General features: G+C 41.7%; 17 protein-coding genes. All 17 read right to left on the reverse strand.

Translation table 11 applies throughout. The features are described 5' to 3' along the window. Positions 1-5: 5 nt before the first annotated feature. The 17 genes from EP57_RS04840 to EP57_RS04920 all read right to left on the reverse strand — a co-directional run bounded on the left by EP57_RS04840 (position 6) and on the right by EP57_RS04920 (position 18,033). Positions 6-968, reverse strand: coding sequence for a glycosyltransferase family 2 protein (locus EP57_RS04840; protein WP_036084692.1), 963 nt, complete (start codon positions 966-968; stop codon positions 6-8). Positions 969-989: 21 nt separating this feature from the next. Continuing rightward, a complete protein-coding gene (locus EP57_RS04845) occupies positions 990-1,544 on the reverse strand; it encodes a helix-turn-helix domain-containing protein (protein ID WP_036084694.1) in 555 nt (184 codons plus the stop codon). A 15-nt stretch (positions 1,545-1,559) separates the two neighbouring features. Further along, on the reverse strand, positions 1,560-2,582 hold the full coding sequence (locus tag EP57_RS04850; protein ID WP_036084695.1) for a UDP-N-acetylglucosamine 2-epimerase: 1,023 nt from the start codon (positions 2,580-2,582) through the stop codon (positions 1,560-1,562). Between the two features lie 22 nt (positions 2,583-2,604). After that, positions 2,605-3,471 carry a carbonic anhydrase gene (locus tag EP57_RS04855; protein WP_036084697.1) on the reverse strand — a complete coding sequence of 289 codons (867 nt, stop codon included), beginning with the start codon at positions 3,469-3,471 and terminating at the stop codon, positions 2,605-2,607. Between the two features lie 22 nt (positions 3,472-3,493). Beyond that, entirely contained in the window at positions 3,494-4,780 is a 1,287-nt protein-coding gene (locus tag EP57_RS04860) for a glycosyltransferase family 2 protein (protein ID WP_052167560.1), read from the reverse strand. 32 nt (positions 4,781-4,812) lie between these two features. Beyond that, the gene (locus tag EP57_RS16425) at positions 4,813-5,427 is read right to left on the reverse strand and encodes a class F sortase (protein ID WP_052167561.1); all 615 of its coding nucleotides are present in this window, start codon (positions 5,425-5,427) and stop codon (positions 4,813-4,815) included. Further along, on the reverse strand, positions 5,424-5,678 hold the full coding sequence (locus tag EP57_RS04870; protein WP_159106417.1) for a GntR family transcriptional regulator: 255 nt from the start codon (positions 5,676-5,678) through the stop codon (positions 5,424-5,426). Before EP57_RS04870 ends, EP57_RS16425 begins: the two co-directional genes overlap by 4 nt. Before the next feature lie 34 nt (positions 5,679-5,712). Then, positions 5,713-7,242 carry an ArnT family glycosyltransferase gene (locus EP57_RS04875; RefSeq protein ID WP_036084699.1) on the reverse strand — a complete coding sequence of 510 codons (1,530 nt, stop codon included), beginning with the start codon at positions 7,240-7,242 and terminating at the stop codon, positions 5,713-5,715. 107 nt (positions 7,243-7,349) lie between these two features. Continuing rightward, a complete protein-coding gene (locus EP57_RS16430) occupies positions 7,350-11,168 on the reverse strand; it encodes an SdrD B-like domain-containing protein (RefSeq protein ID WP_052167562.1) in 3,819 nt (1,272 codons plus the stop codon). A gap of 57 nt (positions 11,169-11,225) precedes the next feature. After that, entirely contained in the window at positions 11,226-11,408 is a 183-nt protein-coding gene (locus EP57_RS04885; protein WP_036084700.1) for a hypothetical protein, read from the reverse strand. 140 nt (positions 11,409-11,548) lie between these two features. Next, positions 11,549-12,226 (reverse strand): Crp/Fnr family transcriptional regulator, encoded by a 678-nt coding sequence (locus EP57_RS04890; RefSeq protein ID WP_036084701.1) that lies wholly within the window; start codon positions 12,224-12,226, stop codon positions 11,549-11,551. 449 nt (positions 12,227-12,675) lie between these two features. Continuing rightward, on the reverse strand, positions 12,676-13,014 hold the full coding sequence (locus EP57_RS04895) for a hypothetical protein (RefSeq protein ID WP_036084702.1): 339 nt from the start codon (positions 13,012-13,014) through the stop codon (positions 12,676-12,678). A gap of 105 nt (positions 13,015-13,119) precedes the next feature. Further along, positions 13,120-14,241 (reverse strand): nitric oxide synthase oxygenase, encoded by a 1,122-nt coding sequence (locus EP57_RS04900; RefSeq protein ID WP_036084703.1) that lies wholly within the window; start codon positions 14,239-14,241, stop codon positions 13,120-13,122. A 93-nt stretch (positions 14,242-14,334) separates the two neighbouring features. Further along, positions 14,335-14,958: a hypothetical protein gene (locus EP57_RS16435; protein ID WP_052167563.1), complete on the reverse strand. Its 624-nt coding sequence runs from the start codon at positions 14,956-14,958 to the stop codon at positions 14,335-14,337. Positions 14,959-15,060: 102 nt separating this feature from the next. Beyond that, a complete protein-coding gene (locus EP57_RS04910; protein WP_036084704.1) occupies positions 15,061-15,834 on the reverse strand; it encodes a DUF1295 domain-containing protein in 774 nt (257 codons plus the stop codon). A gap of 4 nt (positions 15,835-15,838) precedes the next feature. Continuing rightward, positions 15,839-17,608: a DegV family protein gene (locus EP57_RS04915; RefSeq protein ID WP_036084706.1), complete on the reverse strand. Its 1,770-nt coding sequence runs from the start codon at positions 17,606-17,608 to the stop codon at positions 15,839-15,841. A gap of 20 nt (positions 17,609-17,628) precedes the next feature. Further along, on the reverse strand, positions 17,629-18,033 hold the full coding sequence (locus EP57_RS04920; protein WP_036084708.1) for a DUF2177 family protein: 405 nt from the start codon (positions 18,031-18,033) through the stop codon (positions 17,629-17,631). Positions 18,034-18,503: the final 470 nt, after the last annotated feature.

Below are 18,503 nucleotides of genomic sequence, written 5' to 3' on the forward strand. Positions count from 1 at the left end.
ACTCCTTATCCAATTCTTCTTGATTTATCTTGGTAAGCAAAACTATCGGTCTGAGACTCCACAAAATAAAGCGGTCGATTTTTCGTCTCCATAAAAATACGTCCAATATACTCACCCAATAAGCCAATGCTGACCAATTGAATCCCACCTAAAAACAAGATGACCGTAATAATTCCTGCGGCTCCAGTCGGTGTCCTACCTAGAAACACACTTTCAATGAAAAAGAAAACTAGCATCAAAACACAAATAACCAAAATAGCAGATCCAGCAAGCGCCGCTAATCGCAACGGAGCCACAGAAAAAGAAGTGATGCCATCAATGGCTAGCTGAAACAGTTTTGTGTAATTCCACTTGGTAGACCCAGCAATGCGAGCATCACGTTCAAACAAAATTTCTTTTTTCTTGAAGCCCACAAAGCTAAATAAACCTTTGGTGTAGCGTTGTGATTCACGCATTTCTTTTAGTGCCTCGACGCATTTTCTATCTAGCAAACGAAAATCACCGGTGTCTTTCGGAATATTAATCGTGGATATTTTTTGAAGTACTTCATAGTATTTTTTAGAAGACCATTTCTTAAACCAAGTTTCTCCTTTACGCGAAGTTCGCTTGGCATAGACATCCTCGTAGCCTTCTTCCCAATATTCCAACATCTGCGCGATGAGTTCAGGCGGGTCTTGCAGATCGGCGTCTAGCAATATCGCCGCATCCCCAGAAGCATGGTCAAACCCAGCAACCATGGCAATTTCTTTTCCATAATTCCGCGACAAATTGACAAAACATACACGTCTATCCTGCCGTTGTAAATTATGAATGATAGCTAAGGTTCCATCTGTACTCCCATCGTTCACAAACAAGAATGAAAAACTATAATTTGTTAACTGATCTGCTATTCGCTTTAAGCGTTCATAGAGATATGGCAATGCTTCTTGTTCATTATATGCAGGTATTAAAATACAAATTTGTTTCATTTGAGATACTCCTTGTGTGAATTAGACACCGTTTCGTGCTATATAATCGTCTAATTTCTCCATATTTAAAACTAACCATGGCTTTGGTCTAATACGAATAATGCCTGCTTCTACTAATTTTCGTAATAATAGCGATACGTATTCTCGTTTTAAATTGCAATAATTCGCTAAATCATATTGTGTAAAGGCTGGAGCAATCTGAATGCCTCTATCTATCGGTGTTCCAAATTTGGTAGCTAGTCGCTTCAAGCAAAGTCCTAATCTCGCTGGAGCGCCATATTTGTATTCATCTAACCGTTCGATCAACAGTTTGTTATACATATTGGCAGAGTTTTCGACGCTTGAGGCGCTGAGTCCCCGCTTCTCCAACTTGACTTCTGTTTTTGCAAAAAAAGTAATATCTGCATCTACTAAATTAGTCACGATAAGCTCTCCTACCGTTAAATAATCTACGACGCTTCCCGTCTTACTTTCCATCGCAATAACTCCTTTTCTAATAATAAAAAAGTGATTCGTGCAATGAAATTCAATTTCTTGTTTCTCTGAAAAGGTCAATTCTGGCCAATCGTGATACATCCTCTCTCCTCCTAGCTATTTTTGAACGAACGATTCAATCATCTCTTCTATCGTCTGTATTTTTTTGTTCGGTGATGGACGTCTGGCGATTTCTTCGTAAAAGCCACTGTCCACAAGCAGCCGTTCTATCCACTCGGTAATCTGTACTTTGGAAAACCGGATAACGGTTCCCACTCCATAATTGTCGTGGCTGTTCTTGTTGCGCGGGCCTTCCATGATTAATACTGGAAGTTGTAGAATCTGCGCCATTTCTAGGCTATTGTAATGATCTGTCATTACCAGCCACGCGCGGGTCATGAAACTCTGATATTCTAAAACGTTAAGCGGCTTTACAAAATAAACTTGTTTTTGCCCTTTGAGAATTTTGTTTGCTAACTCCATTACTAGGGTGGTTAATTTAATCGGTATGATAAAAATGACTTCTTTGTATATATCGGTAATTTGCTTGATTGCTTGGAAGCTTTTTTCGAGTATTTGGCGCTGATTGGATTTGCCTTGGTAGTCAAACAAGATGATTTTTTGTGTGTCGTAGTTGTCGATTGGCATGCTGTGAACGTACTGATCCGCCGCTTTTTCTAGCGCTGTTTCTAAACCCAGAACGACATGATTTGTTACTAATGGTGCCATTAAGGCTTCTGTGCTTTTTCCTAAGAAGGCGGCTGCTTCTTCGCCCTCGCCAGTTTGGGCTTGGGTCACGGGTACACCGTTGTAATACGATGCGAGCGCCGCGATAAAAGCGATTTTCGTACTGCCACACACGAATGTTGTATCAATCTTTTCATGTTTTACAATTCTTGCTAACTCATTTAAGGCATAGGCCGTCAGCTGATTTAATGTTTGTGGCTCCAAATCAACGCTCAATATGTGTGTTGGTTCTACTTCAAATAACGCCAAAACTTGCTCCATTATTCCAGCCGTCTCAACCTGCTTAGGGATAAGAACGACTGGCTTGTATTCCATTTGTTTTAGTTTTTGAATAACAGGACATATTCTCATGGCTTCTTCGGGCGTATCAAATACCATCATTATTTTTTTCATACTGGAAGCTCCATTTGCTTTTTTAGTTACTTGTTACTTGGCGATCGTTTAGTTTTTGTACGGGGCGGTTGTTATCGCTTAGTTGTTTTGTCAGATCGCTTAATTGTTCTTTGGACATTGTGATTGGTTTTTCGTACACGTACCAAGTCACGCCCTCTGTTGTTGCTGGTGTTGTTAGTGAACCGTCGTATGTGAATACTGTGCTGTCCTCAGGGATTAGTCCGAGTGTGCTGACTGCTTGTTTCATCGCTGTTGTTGAACCGTTTTCTGATTTCGCGATAACGCTTGTCATGTCGCCAATGGCTTGGTTTTTATCGCCTTGTTTGACAAAAACGCTAATAATGGCCGTTTTGTTATCTGCTGAAACGTGTTTTAATTGCAGTTCCGCCGCGTAATCTTTGCCGTCCAATTGATGCTCGCTTGGTGTATGGATGTTGATTTCTTTTAATGTGTAGTCTTTGTTTGCGATGGTGACTTTGCTGTCTGCTCTGCCTTTTGCCGCTTGGGCTACTGCTTGGACTGTCTTGTCTTTGCGTGTCACTTTAAACATCGTTGGTTGGTATTTATAGCCTAGCGTTACTTTTGCCTTGTCTACTTTTGCATCTTTTGTTTCGATGTTGATTGGTGATTGTTTCTTGCCTGTGTCGCTGATTTTGTATGCTGGCTTGATAGAACCCCAGTCTGATGGGCCTGTGCTGCCAGAATATGACCAGTCAAGCAATGCTTTTTCGTCGGTTTTTGTTGTTGTTTCTTTTGTTGTCTGCGTTGTTTTAGTATCATCGGTTTTCTTGTCGCTGCTCGATGAATCCGTTGTGCCGCAAGCTCCTAATACTAATAAACTACTTGTTGCTACTGCTAAAAGAGATACGGAAATGCTTTTTTTAATCATAAATAAAACCTCACTTTTATTATTATTCGGCGACACGTTCTGTTTTCGCCCATGCTTCTTTTTTTGTTGATTGTCTCCAAAATGCAATCCAAATACTTGGGATCGCTAATAAATTATAAATTGGCATGAAAAGCCCTGCGCCCATGCAATGTAAAAAGGAAATGCCGTCCTTGTCTTTGCGGCCAAGTTCGTAATGATAAATGCACCAAACCAAGCCCGGTCCAAAAATCAAACCGACAATGACTAGCAGAGCTCCCCAATCTTGAACTGTGTTCGAAAATCCTGCGCCCCAGTCAACGGAGCGGAAGAAAATGAGCATTAACGCCCAAGAAATGATCATGATGATACTTCCGAGTAGATTAATCCAAGGCTGCGCTAGAAAATAATAAATATCTAACTTAGAGGCACTGCTGAGCGTATCTGATTTTCTAACTTCTCGCAGTCGCTTAATCGATTGAATGTTTCCTTGCACCCATCGTGCGCGCTGCCGAATGAATTTCTTAACAGATGTTAAACCTTGTTGGTAAACGACCGCCTCACCAATATATTTACTTTTCCAACCTTTCAGCAAAATTGATAATCCTAAGTCAAAATCTTCTAATAAACATTTCGACCATGGGGTAATGCCTAGTTCGATTAACGCGCTTAATCGTGTGAACTGACCGTTCCCGCCCAATCCAACACTTTCGGTGTATTCTCGGCTATTTTGAATGGCTGCAACTGTCGAGTAGAACTCAATATCTTGCATCATCGGTAAAATGCTTCTGCGGTTGGTAATCCGAATCCGAGCCTGCGCTGCGCCAACTGCCGTGTCACGAAATACACGATTGGCTTCCGTTAACAAATTATCACTCGGGCGACCGTCACCATCGATAACTGTAAGAATCAAATTGTTCGGGTTCTTATTTAAACGGCGTGCTGCCTTTGTTATTTTTGTATAGGCGTAATTCAGCGACTCACCTTTTCCTAATTGAGCATTTGGTTTTTTGCGTTCAATAACCCGAACATTAGGGAGGTTCATTCGGCGAACGATGGCCACTGTATTATCAGAAGAATCATCATCTACTACAATTACCATTTTTTTCGTATAGGCTAGCGATAAAATCGAGCGAATTGTTTTTTCAATAACGACCTCTTCGTTTAAACAAGGTATCAAGAATACGTATTCCAGCTCGCTATCGTCATCTTCGCTCACTCTATTCTTATTTCCTGCAAATGGTGGGAGTAGTAAAATTAAGCTCGTATACGAAAAATAGATAAATATGAGACAGACACTCACCCCAGCCATAATTGTTAATAACGCATTCATATATTTTCTCCTCCATGTTCTTTATGACGCTCCTACTTTTTCACTGGTTGTAGTATGACAACCTCGCGATTTTGATAGCCGTCTTGTGAGCGATCAAATGAGCCTGTGCATGAGATGAGCGTGACTTTATTGCCTTTTGTCGTATCCATTAATTCTTGTGGAAAATCTTTGAATGCATAAGATTTTTTGGATTTGACTTCGAAGGTTTTCTTTTCATTATCGGCATACACAATGGAGACTTTTTCACCGACCGATATGTCTTCCAAATACTTAAACAAACCTAGCTCACCGCCCCAATCTCGGTGACCTGCAATAATAGCATTGCCTTTATCACCTGGCGACGGGCCATACTTGTACCAATATACGGCGTCAATTCCATCGGGTACTTCCATTCGTCCTTCTTTATCCGTTCCTACTGGACGTACTGGGTTTTCAATTTGCGTTTTCGTCCCTTGGCGGAAAATGATTTGTACTGGCGCGATACTTTTTTCAGCGGCTTTTGCTGTTTTCTTCGGAATCGTCGCAATTTCTTTTTCTTGATTACCTTGTGGCAACGTTTCTGAGTTCGCATTAACATAGTCAAAAACAATAATAGCGCCCACCAAAAGTACCATGACACACAAAGCCGCAATGATTCTTTTTCTCATTCGCGGACCCGCCCTTCGACAGACTGTTCTTTATAAAAGGCAACAAACGCGCCGTGATATGGCAACATTCGAATGTAACCTTCACCACTTAATTTCGTAATGGCAGCTCGTATTGGCGTCCTACTCATATTAAGTTCTTGCGCCAAATCTTGTTGACTCACAAAATCGCCCATCTTCAGTCGATTTTCTTTAATACTTTTCAAAACATGTGCGTATGCGACTTCTTCTAGCCGCGGTCTTTTATTGTTCATAATCATCGTCCACTCCATATAATGAATTCCTTTTTTATTGAGACGGCTCCTTTGTTTCATTCCAAAGCTCAAGCCCCATGTCTTCTCCACTCATCGGTGTTTCTTTTTTTGGTTTCTTCTTGGTCTTTCCCAACACGAGTCGGTACACTTGCCAGCATCCCCAAGCAGCGATTACGACATAGCCGATTAGTAAAGGCACGTGATATCTACCTTGTACTTCTACAAGAAGCGTAGCTACCGTGAAACCAATTTGTAGTAACACGAATAAATAAATATCCGCAATCCTTCTCAAATATAGTGCCAACACAACTGCTAGAAAATTAAGCCCCAACATGATGTACATAAACACGTTACAAATAGTCAAAATGATAGCAGAATGGTACCAAATATATGGCGCATCACTATATATATTCCAATCATAACCATAGCCTTCATTACTATAATTTTTCATTTTCGCGATGACATGGTCTGTTAATTTGCCATCTTCGGCCATTGTTTTATAGCGATCTAAACCTTTTTGCATCAAGGTGCTGTCCACTTTTGCTGTATTTGTTTTATTGTCGTTGTATAATTTCCAGAATGTCTTCGTATCCGCTTCGTTCCACTGTCCGCCAGTTTTTTCATTCGCTCCTACAAACACGTTGTAACCTACCGTGCTATTTGCAGTCGGGATGTGGTATACCAATTTATTGATCGTTGATTGTCCAGCGAGGAAAATAAGAAACAAAGCTACCACTATGGCATATCTTTTTAGCGTTTCTTTGCGGTTCGGTCGAAGTAAGAAAGAAGTTATCACAAAGGCAATCAGTATAACCACAGCGAGTGGACGAATCATGTTCAATCCTATTAGTGTGAGTACAAGTAGCAACGACCAGATAAAGCTCGGCGCTCTTTGCTCAACTTGTTGATAAAAGAAAAGCGCTAAAACAAATAGGAAAATAAATAATGGCTCTGTCGCAAGTAAAGTGCTGTACATAAAATACGCCGGCCATAATGCGAAAATCAAACTACTACCTACGGCAACACCAAGCGGAAACCAATTTTTAACGACTTTAAAAAGTAGAAATGTTCCTGCTAATGTCAAAACACTGTTAAACAGTTGCCCAACCAGATAGTTATTTCCAAAAATATTGTAAACAATAGATAATATGTTGGAAAAATTAAGTATATGTGTAAAGTACGGAGCATAAAATAAAATGCCTTGATTGTATAGTGTTGTCCAATTGTTGTTATCTGCGATGTAACTTGCGATTACTTGATAGTAATAGAAATCAGAAACAGCATGTGTTGGTATCCAGATAATCCAAATGATTCTAGGGATTATAATTAAAGAACCAAGTGCTAGATAGAAATAACTTTTCTTCCACTGGTATAGTTTTGTGAAGCCCCAAATGCTTAAGAATAGAACTAGGCAAATACCTGCGCCAATTGTTAACAATATCCAAATAGCATACAAGCTATCATCAGGTGGTCGTGGTAATAAAATGGCCGTACTAACCAGTAAGACAATCATAATTAGTGCCGGAATCCATAATGCGATTCCGAGTAAGCTTTTTTTCAGCACGTCTTTCCTCCTTGCTACAATTTATAAGAAAGCTGTGGCACGCGTGATGCCGAATGTGGGGGTAAGGCCACAGCTTCTAACTTGTTTTAGTTACCTAGATACTTGTATCAGTCTGTAAAAACGTGTTTAGTATAGTTTGCTTTCAAGTAATTCGTACTACTACCTTCTGTTACTAGATAGTCTACACCTTGATAAGTCGCAATTAGCCTAACATTAGGTCCATTACCTGCTGCGCTCCAAGCACCGAGTGAAAGACTACTTTCAATCTCTTGGTGATATACGCCATTAGATGTTCCTACTTGTATAGTACTTGCTGGATTAGTATCTGACTCTACTCGATAAGTTACTCCAGCTGGAACATCTGCTGAATGAGGGTACACATAAGCTTTTGTTGAGCTTGGAGCATTACGTCCAAGAACAAATTCTAAGTCTGCACTCTTCATACGATCAGCCATGCTCTTATTGACTGTTACATCTACTATTTTGCTGATATTGCTACCGTCTGTTGTACGAACTGTGATTGTTGTTTTACCTGATTTCTTCGCTACCCAGTTACCGTTTGCATCTACTGTAATGATGCTTGCGTCCGCTGGTGTGTACGTTAATACTTTGTTTGTTGCGTTTGTTGGTTGTACTGTAGCATCGACTTTACCTGTGTCATTAACTTCTGCTGTGATGCTCGATGCTGCTAGTGAAATATCAGTTGCTAACACGGTTGGGTCAGTTACTGTTACGTTCACTGTTTTCGTGATGTTGGAACCGTCTGCTGTTTTGACTTGAACTGTTGTTGTTCCAGCTTTTTTAGCTGTCCAGTTACCGTTCGCGTCTACAGAGAGGATACTTGAGTCTGCTGGTGTGTACGTTAGGTTTTTATTTGTTGCGTTTGTTGGTTCTACTGTCGCACCAATTGTTCCTGTTGCGCCAACTGTTGTGTTAATATTCGTTGTTACTAAATCGATATCTGTTGCTAACACCGTTGCTGGTGCTGTAATAACGATTGTGAATGTACGTACTGTATTACCAGCAGCGTCTTTCACTGTTACTAGCGAACTACCTGTTTTTTCTGTGTGCGTGAAAGCAATATGTGTTTTAGTTGCGCTAGCTTTCACTGAAGAGAATAAATCAGGATTTGATAGAGTCACTTGATACGATGTAGGATCCAAAAGTGTACCTGCACTGTTGTAGAAGGCTACGTCTACTTGATTTTCGTTATATCCATCTTTGTACGTATTTGGTACAGTAATTGTGTCACCGTTCGCAAGATTCGTATCTGGTGTGAATCCTGTTTGGTAAATCCATTTCGCATTAGCTACTGCATTTGGATCGGTTACTGTTACAGTGATTGTTTTCGTGATGTTTGATCCGTCTGTTGTCTTCACTGCAATCGTTGTTGTTCCGGCTTTCTTAGCTGTCCAGTTGCCGTTTGCGTCAACAGAAATAATACTTGAGTCTGCTGGTGTATACGTTAGGTTTTTGTTTGTTGCATTTGTTGGTTGTACTGTCGCATCTACTTTGCCTGTTGCGCCAACTGTTGTGTTAATGTTTGTTGTGTTCAAATCAATGTCTGTTGCTAACACGGTTGCTGGACCTGTGACAACGATTGTGAATGTGCGTACTACTTTGCCATCTGCGTCTTTCACTGTTACTAATGTACTTCCTGTTTTTTCTGTGTGTGTGAATGCTAGTAATACAGGGTTACCAGTAATCGGTGTTAGTAGTGATGGGTCAGATAGTGTTACAGTCCAACCTTTTGTAGAAACTACTTGATCTTCTTTGTTGAAGAATTGAACGTTCACATTTTTGTTGTTGTAGCTATCCAAGTAATCATTTGCAATAGTGATTGTTCCGCCGTCTCCTACGCTTGGTTTAGAGCCGTCTTTGTTGTTAATCCACTTCATGTCGCTTACTTCGTTTGGATTTACTGTTGCTACAACGGATGCGTTCATGTCTGTACGTGTTTGTTCTGCTTCAACTGCGATGTATCCAGACACGCCATCATCACCAAATGCTGCATTAGCAAGGTTTTCATAGCCTGTTGGAGGTGTCACTTTCACGTAGTAAGTTCCTGGTGTAATTGTTTCGAATTTGTACAATCCGTTAGCGTCTGTTGTTGTTGTTTCTACAACTGCACCTGTGTTGCTGTAAAGTGTTACTGTTGCTCCAGCTACACCTGTTTCGCCTGCTTCTTGTGTACCATTTTTGTTCAAGTCATTGAAGACTGTTGAACGGATTTGGCCTGTTTTTTGTGCTAGTGTTAGGCGTAGGTTTGAGATGTTGCTTGTGCCGTCAGCTTGCAAGTAGAAACTGTTACCGTCGCTACCGAAACCTTGTGAAGATTCGAATGTGTAGCCTTCTGGAATGGACGCTTTCACATAGTAGTTACCTTCTGCAATTCCGTCAAAGCTGAAGTTACCTTGGCTGTTTGTTGCAACAGTCTTAACAAGTGTACCGTCTACGTTGTAAAGTGATACGTTTTCGCTGACACCTTGACCGCTTGGTGTGTTAATAACGCCTGAGATTGTTGTTTTTGCTTGTTTTTTCAGTGCGATCGTGTAGTTAGATGATGTGTTTTCGCCGTTTAATTGGATGTAGTTACTGTTACCGTCACTACCGAAACCGTTACTGCTTGCAAAGTCATAGTTGTTTGGAATTACTACTTTTGTATAGTAGTCTCCTGCTGCTAGACCTGTGAAGTTGTAATGTCCGCTTGCATCTGTTTGTTGTGAGTCAACAAGATTGCCTTGTACGTCATGTAATTCAACGCGGATGTTTGCAAGTCCGTTGCTTGTTGTTGCGTCTGTTACTGTTCCGCTAACTGCAGAGTTGTCTTTTACTTGTTTTTTCAGTGCAATCGAGTAGTTAGATGATGTGTTTTCACCGTTTAGTTGGATGTAGTTACTGTTTCCATCACTACCGAAGCCATTACTGCTTACAAAGTCATAGTCGCTTGGAATTACTACTTTTGTATAGTAGTCTCCTGCTGCTAATCCTGTGAAGTTGTAGTGACCACTTGCGTCTGTTTGTTGTGCGTCAATTAGGTTTCCTTGCACGTCATGTAGTTCTACGCGTGTGTTTGCAAGTCCGTTACCTGTTGCTGCGTCTGTTACTGTTCCGCTAACTGCAGAGTTGTTTAATGTGCTTAGACCTAAGTTCAACTCGTTATGAAGCGTTTGTTCGCTTGCTACTGAGAAGTAACCTGTTGTTCCGTCAGCACCAAAGTATGTGCTTGATTGGTATTTATAATCGGACGGAATATCTGCTTTTGCGTAGTATTTACCAGGTTTTACAGCTGTGAAGCTATATGCGCCTGAGCTATCAGTTGTTGCATCGGCTACTTTTGATCCTGCTTCGTTGTATAAAGCAATGTGAACGCCGCTAATTCCAGCTTCTCCGCTGTCTTTTTGTCCATTTTTGTTTGTATCGTTATAAACAAAGCTTTGGATTGCACCTTGTTGTGGGTAGAAACCGAAATGGAAACCTGTGATTGTGTTGCCACCAGAAATCGTGAAGTAGCTTGAGTTACCGTCCGCGCCGTTGATACCTTGTGTTGTATAAAGTTTTTCATCGGATGGTAATGTAGACATATCTACATGCAAATAGTATGTGCCGTCTGGAACGTTTGAGAAAGTATATCTGCCGTCTGTTCCTGTTGTAGATGTGCTTACTAGTGTGCCTTGATCATTGTAAAGTTCTACTTTAATGCCGGCTACGCCTGTTGTTTCGTTGCTATCTTGTACGGAATTTCCGTTTAAATCTTCAAACATAACATCGCTGATAGTACCTTGACCAGATGCTTTTAGTTGTTTGATTGTGTTTTCTGCTGCTGATACAGTCGTGTAGGGTTGGATAATTGGTGTTAAGCTTCCTAAAACCAATACGCCTGTGATAGCGCCAAGTCCCCATTTTTTCATTGTCTTCTTATACATGTTAATAATTCCTCCTGATTCTTTGAAACACTTATGATGTTTTGTAAAAATATGGGCTTATGATACTTGATCGTGTTGCTTCCGTTTATTCTTTGCAAATAAAAGAACGGCTGTTATTGCTGCTATTCCAATGCCTATGGTTGCTGCCATGAGCGGATACCCTTGGAGCATTGCTGCGCCGATAATGGGACCGCCTCCGGTCATTGGGACCAATGGGTTTAAATTACCACCTTGACTCATTGCTTAGCCTCCTTACTACAGTTTGAATTTTTTTAACCTGATACTTCCGAATTTAGCTGGAGTCAGGTTGATGTGTGTTTGTCATTGTTTTTCCCTCCTGAGTGAATTGTGTTTTAGATTGATTTTTCAATAAACTATTTTCAATACGATATGGTGATGTTGTCTTTATTTAAAATGAATTGGTTTGTGTCTGTTTCGAAAATCCCGTTACTTTCGAAATCTTTGCAGAGATACGTCATGTGTTGTCTTGTCATACCGAGGTAATTCGAAATTATCTTTTTTGTGAAAATTTTCGGTAATATTATATGATGTTGATTTTCTTCGCCGTATTGTTGTCCTAGGTAAGTGAGCGTTAGGAGAAGTTGTTTTTTGGTTTCTTCTGTTTGGAGGGTTTGTTTTTGTAAGAGGTTGGCGTTGATTAGTTTCATATATTGGTAGAGGTAGAACGCGCCTTCTTGGGAGTACATTAGTTTGCTCATGACTTGTTCTTTGGAGAAGCGCCAAGTGACGATTTCGTTTAGGGCGATGACGCTTGTGAATGAAGGTTCGTTTCCTAGTATTTCGTTGAAGCCGATAATGTCGCTTTCGCCGATGAAGCTATTAATATGCTCGTTTTTCCATACGCCACAAATACCGGATTGGATGAAGTAGATGTAATCGTGTATTTCATTTTCAATTACTATCTGGTCTTTTTTTCGGAATACTTTTCTTTCTGTATCTATAGGAAAAGATGTTTTGTCTGATAAAACGTGTAATAATTCTGTGCTGCTAAATTCTTCTTCCATAACATCCTTGTCGAATAATTCCATGTAGCTCATGTTAGCAAGCTCCTTTCTCAATCGCCTTTCGATATACATATCATATCACGGTGATTTTTTTCTGGACGGAAACTATACGTCACAAAACTCACTTTATTTTAGAGAATTTGTGAACAAACTTCGCGGAGCCAAAATGTATTTTTTGAACAAGATTAGTATACATCTTTTTTGGTTTTTGTACTTTTGGGGTGATGGGTTTGTTGTGGTATGTATGGGGTTGTTGCGTACTTGTGGTGGTACGAAAATTGGATTTTGGTATTCTAAAATAGGTCAAAAAGTGGCTGTAGAGCGTGTTTGTGAACTTTTTGTGAAGAGTTAAAAAACATGAGAAAACGTGAAAAAAGACTAGTACTGGTATGAAGTGGCTTCATGGATACCAATATTAGTCTGGAATTAAAAAAATCGGCAGGCGCCAAGTGATGGCTTTCCTACCGACTTTCTTGTGTTGCTTAGGCTTTTGCTTCTGACAAATCGTCTGCAGTGCTAAGTCCGATTAGACCTGCTACTGACAAAAGAACGATTGGAAGTAAGAACATCATGGAAACGCTCATTGTGCAGGCTACTGCTGAGGCAATTAGCATAACGCCGCCTTTTAGTGGAGCTTTATGCATAATAATTGCGCCGAATAGGCCGACAAATGACATCGCTAGTGTTGCGAAGTTTAAAATCGTGAACACTAATGAGTCTTCTTCCAAAACGCGTGCAATGCTATCTACGGAAATAACGGTTAGGCTAAGTCCCATCGCTAGCAATGCGCCAATAATCCCCAATGTTTTCTCAAAATTCATCGTAAAAAACTCCATTCGATAGACATATTTATCCGTTTTCGCGTATAAGCTAACGCAAACGTGTGGATACTGTTATGTTACCATTTTTACATACGATTTGGCAACTCAATGAAATGGACAGCCGCCGCGTTTTACGGGGACAATGTCTTGGCGATGAAATGGTGATTCTTGATAGAAAAAGTTCGGTTTGACGATTTTATTTGGGTAGCGTTGATGAAAAATGTGCGTCGTGGCTGGTGAGACTGGTGGGATGAGCCATGCCCATTCTCCGGTGACTTCGCGCCCTGCTTTTTGCTCGTTTGTTTCGAATTGGCCGAATTGGCGGGCCGCTGTGTGATGGTCTACGATTTGGACTTTGGCTTTGTGATAGGAATCCAGGACGGCGACGTTTAGTTCGACTAATGCGCGATCCTTCCATAGGGAGTCGAGCCGTTTCGTGTTGAGTCCGATTTTTTCTGCGACGGCGGCGAGTTGGTTGTAGCGACCCTCATCAGCAAAATTGCGGGCGCCGATTTCGGTTTCCATGTACCAGCCGTTGAATGGCGCGGCTTGATAGGTGATGCCGCCGATTTCGAGCTTCATTTCGGAAATGATGGGCACGGCGTACCAGCGCAAATCGAGTTCGGCGATTCCTGGGTAATCGGGATGCGCGATGGGGACTTCTAGTACGAGTTCGGACGGGATTTCGGTGTATGTCGGAGACGCCGCATGATTTTCTTGAAAAACGAATGGCAAAATGTCAAACGGCGTCCTCGCACCACGCCAGCCAAGTTGTTCGCAGATTTTGGTGACTGCGACGGAGGCAGGGTCGCCAATCACGCCTTGCTCTGTCTCGTAACCTGCGTACCGAATTAATTGGTGGTTCCAAACATGAGGTCCGTCCTCACCCGGTTTAAAAATAGTGATGTATGGCCGTATTTGCCCGCCATTCGTTGCTTTTTCAATATGTGCGAACAATGCGGTTTCGATTTCATGCGCCGTCACGGCTTCGCGGGCATCCATGACTTGAATCCGATCCCAGAAAAGCCGACCAACGCAGCGATTACTGTTCCGCCATGCCATTTTTGCTCCGATGGTTAGTTCTTCTAACGTGTGCGTGTATGTACCTGTTTGCGCGATTTCTTCGTGTATCGCGTTGATCCGACTTTCGATTTCCGCGCTGCTTTTGGAGAGCTCGTTATAGGCTTGCGTGATAAACTGTTCCGCTTCTTGCGTATTTATTTTCATCGCTTTGCTTCCTTTCCGTTCAGTCTTTCTATTATTGTACCACGAAAAAAACAAGAGAAGTTCTGTTTGCTTCTCTTGTTTTTAAAATTAGAATTAATGAGATACGCGTAATTGTCCAAGTCGTTTAATTTCAGCGATAATCGCGTTTCTTTCTGATTGTGTTAGGTTAGGATTATTCAGTTTTTTCTTCTCAGTAGCAATTAGACGGCCCTTTTCTTCACCCGTAATCGTGCCAGATTCTTGTTTTGGCTGGGATTGGACGGTCTGTTTTTGTTCTGCTTGTTTTGGCGTTGGTGCCGGGGTTGTCGTTTCTGCTTTCGGTGTTTGTTTTGGTGCTGCTGGGGTTGTTGTCTCTTGTTTCGCTGGTGTCTCGGTTTTTGGTGTTTCTGTTTGCGCGCTGGCTGTTGTTTGTTCTTGGGTGCTTTCTTCTTTGGCTTTGGCCTCAGCTTTTGCCTTGGTTTCCGCTTCGGCTTTCGCTTTATTTTCTGCTTCTACTTTCGCCTTTGCGTCTGCTTCTGCTTTTTTTGATGCCTCTACTTTTGCGTTAGCGTCTTTTAGTTCGGTGTTTTCTTCTTTGATTTTGTCGACTTCTTTACTCAGCGCCTCAATCTTTTCTTCGGCTTTCTTCAAGTCTGCATTGTCCTTCTCCACTGTGTTATCGCCACATCCAGCAAGTGCAAGCGATGCTAAAAGCGCAATTCCTAGTAGTTTCTTCATACATGTAACACTCCCTTTATATTTGCATACAGCTATTATAGTATATATAGTAGAAAAAGTAAACAAAAAGACCAATCTGCTAAAACTGGTCTTTCAATCCGCCTAATTCTCTCTTTTCGGTATGGTTGGGATGAATTTCGACGTTCTTTTTGCGTAAGCTTGGAAGTCGGCGCGATCTTTGTACTTCTTCTCAAGTAACGGCACGCCTGAAACGAAGAGGAGAAGTAGCGTGATGATGAGCGGGCCAATGAATCCCCAAAGGGTTGCGGCGCTTGTTATTGTGATTAGAAAAATACCCCACCAGCTTAGCGCTTCACCAAAATAATTCGGGTGACGCGTGTATTGCCAAAGCCCTGTCGTCATCAGCTTTCCTTTGTTCTCCGGTTTCTTCTTGAAACGGCGCAACTGCTCATCCCCGCCAACTTCAAATATAAAGCCAACTAGCCAAACTACAATCCCAACATAATTCCACCACATAAATTCCGTGGCCGCCGTTGTATTCACAAGCAGAATCGGCAAACTAATAATATACAGCAACACACCTTGCAAAACAAAGACATTCAAATATGTTTTCAGTTTGACAGCCTTTGTGCCCCAACGCTTGCGCATATTGACGTAGCGGTAATCTTCGGGTTTGCCGATATTCCGTTTCGCTAAGTGGAAAAATAAGCGCATGCCCCATAGAAATACGAAAATGGTGACGAGTAAGCCTTGCGTCGTCATTTGTCCGCCCCAGAAATACGTGTAAATAGCGACAATCACGAATCCTGGTCCCCACGCCAAGTCAACGATGGAGTTGTTTTTTAGTTTTTGCGCCCAGATGAAAATGATTGTGAAATAAATCCATAATAATAATCCCGCGATTCCATATACCATTGTGTTACTTTTCCCCCTCTAATTGTATTGCGATTGCGACACAGCCATTTCCTGCATTCATCGCGATGATCGACGATATTCCCGTTACATAAGCTGGTGCTTTCCCAACAAGATCTGTAAAAAGTGCCGTGTATTCTTCCGCACGTTCTGGTGTGTTGGCGTGGACAATCGCGTAATCCGCCACGCTTCCTTGCGCCATCATTTTTTTCACGCGTTTCACGATTTTATTGGTGCTTCCAGATAAACTAAACGCAATGTCGCTCACCACTCCCGCACCAGTTTCCGATAAAGACACGACCGGTTTTAAATTTAGCGTATTACCAATCGCGCCACCCTTCTCGCCTAGTCGCCCAGAACGAATCATCGCGTCCAAATTCGGAACACTAACAAAAATCTTCGTTCGCGTGATGCTTTGTTTCACAAAATCTTGCACTTCGGTAAATGTTTTTCCGGCAGCAATTTGTTCTGCCGCCGCTTTCACAATGAGGCCTTGCGCGCCAGAGTTTTGCATCGTATCGATTACAGCGATATTTGCCTCAATCCCCGCTGCTGCGCGCTTCATCGTTTCGTACGTGCCGCTAAGTTTCCTCGCCACCGTCAAAACAAGAATCTCATCGTAATGATTCGCCAAAAACGACAATTGATTCGCGACTGCTTTTTCGTTTGGCTGTGAGGAACTTGGATACGCCTTGCTATCACTAATGTTTGTAAGTAATGTCTCGGTTGTCATCGTCAATTTATCCAAATAAACATTGTCATCCCACGAAATCGGCAGTGGAATCATCTGAATTTGGTATTTCTCGAGTAAACTTGGTGGCAAATCGGCGACAGAATCAGTCACTAGCGCAATGCGATGTTTGCGGTGATGTATAATATCGTATTGATTTTGCATATCATCGACTTTTTGCTGAATCATCGTCCCTTGCTTGCTTAAAAAATCCGACACGTTCTGCGGTTCATTTGTATGAATATGCACGCGAACTTTCGTTTCATTTCCCGCAACAATCAGCGAATCACCGAATGGCTTCAAATGTGCCGAAATAGCGTCCCGTGAAAGTCCTTCTCCGCGAACTAATACTTCCGTGCAGTAACGAAATGTCGGCGCCTCGTCCAATTCCTCCTGAACTGACAAAGCCGGCAAACTTTCCACTTTTGGAACATACGCTTTGTTCCCTAGTGCCAACGTAAACCCTTCTACAAACGTGAAAAATCCTTTGGCACCAGCATCTACAACACCTTTGTCACGCAGAATCGGTAACATTTTCGGCGTGTTTTCCAATGTTTTTTTGGCGTGATCCAGCGCATTCATCAGTGCTTCTTGGAAAGCAATACCTTTGTTTGCAGCCTCCGAGATGGCTTCGGACCAGACTTTGATAACCGTAATCATCGTTCCTTCAACTGGGTTTTCCATCGCATTATAAGCATAACTCGCACCGCCAGAAACGCTTTTTGAGAAGTCGTGTAGCGTCATTTGTTTATCATCCGATAGGTGAAAGTGCATGCCATTAATGTATTGCGCGAAAATAATCCCCGAGTTCCCACGAGCACCGAATAATGCCGCTTCTGAAATCGTGTATAGCGTCTCTTTTACCGTATTACCAATTTTTGAATCTTCGACAATCGAATGCATCGTCTGCGCCAAGTTGCTCCCCGTATCCCCGTCCGCCACAGGAAAAACATTAATCGCATTCAAGCCATCTTTTGCATGAATAACCGCTCTTGCCCCACCTAAAAAGGCATGATATAGCCGTTTACTGTCTAAAAAATCTGTCATATTTATTCCCCCTATTATTCTCAAATATGCCAAATCTTTGCTAGCCAAAATACAATACCCGATGTTGCTGCTGTAACAAATGCGCCCCAAACTAAATCAAGCGCAGTAATCAACACAGGCCAATCTTTCAATGTCGCCAAATTAGTCAAATCATACGTCGCATAGCAAAGCAATCCTAAGAAAGCTCCCGCAAAAATCGCAAATGAAAGACTCTCTTTAGCCAATGCAGGTTCTATCACGAAAAACACAATCCCGCAAACAAACAACACATAAAACAATAACGCCGCGCCAAATCGTACGTTTCCAGCCATCAAATCCCCAAGGTAATTTCGGTACAAATTTTTGGCAATCAGACCTAACCAAATGGCATCAATCAGTAGGAAAACAACGAAGGCAATTCCAGCTAACTTAGCAAAATACATAATACCGCGAACCTTTCCTATTTTATTTTTTTATGCTTGGTTTATTATAACAATCTAAGGCGCGATTTAGCTATTTTTTTGATTTATCCACAAACAAAGATTGGGCCAAAACTCCAGACAAAGCAAAACCGCCCAGCCTTTTACTTTGGGTAGGACGAAAAATCTTGCTTTACACAAATCGAGCGAAAGCGTTTGTATTCAGGAAGTTTGGTGGAAGCCGGAAGCGGAGCATACTTGTGTATGTGAGAACCGGAAGTCCGCCAAACTTCCTGAATGCGAGCGCTTGTCGCCGATTTATTCGGGGTATACCCCAAACTAAAAAAGACCAGTCAGGGGAAACTGGTCTAAAAAAAGGGAGTTTGTTAAGGGACAACACAATTAGAAAAAGGGGGGAAACTAATTGCTGTCCTTGCTTTACATTCTCTATAATACAGGGCTTCGATGAGATTATGCAGGGGCATTCATGAGAATTT

Source organism: Listeria booriae, assembly GCF_000766865.1.
Lineage (GTDB): Bacteria > Bacillota > Bacilli > Lactobacillales > Listeriaceae > Listeria_A > Listeria_A booriae.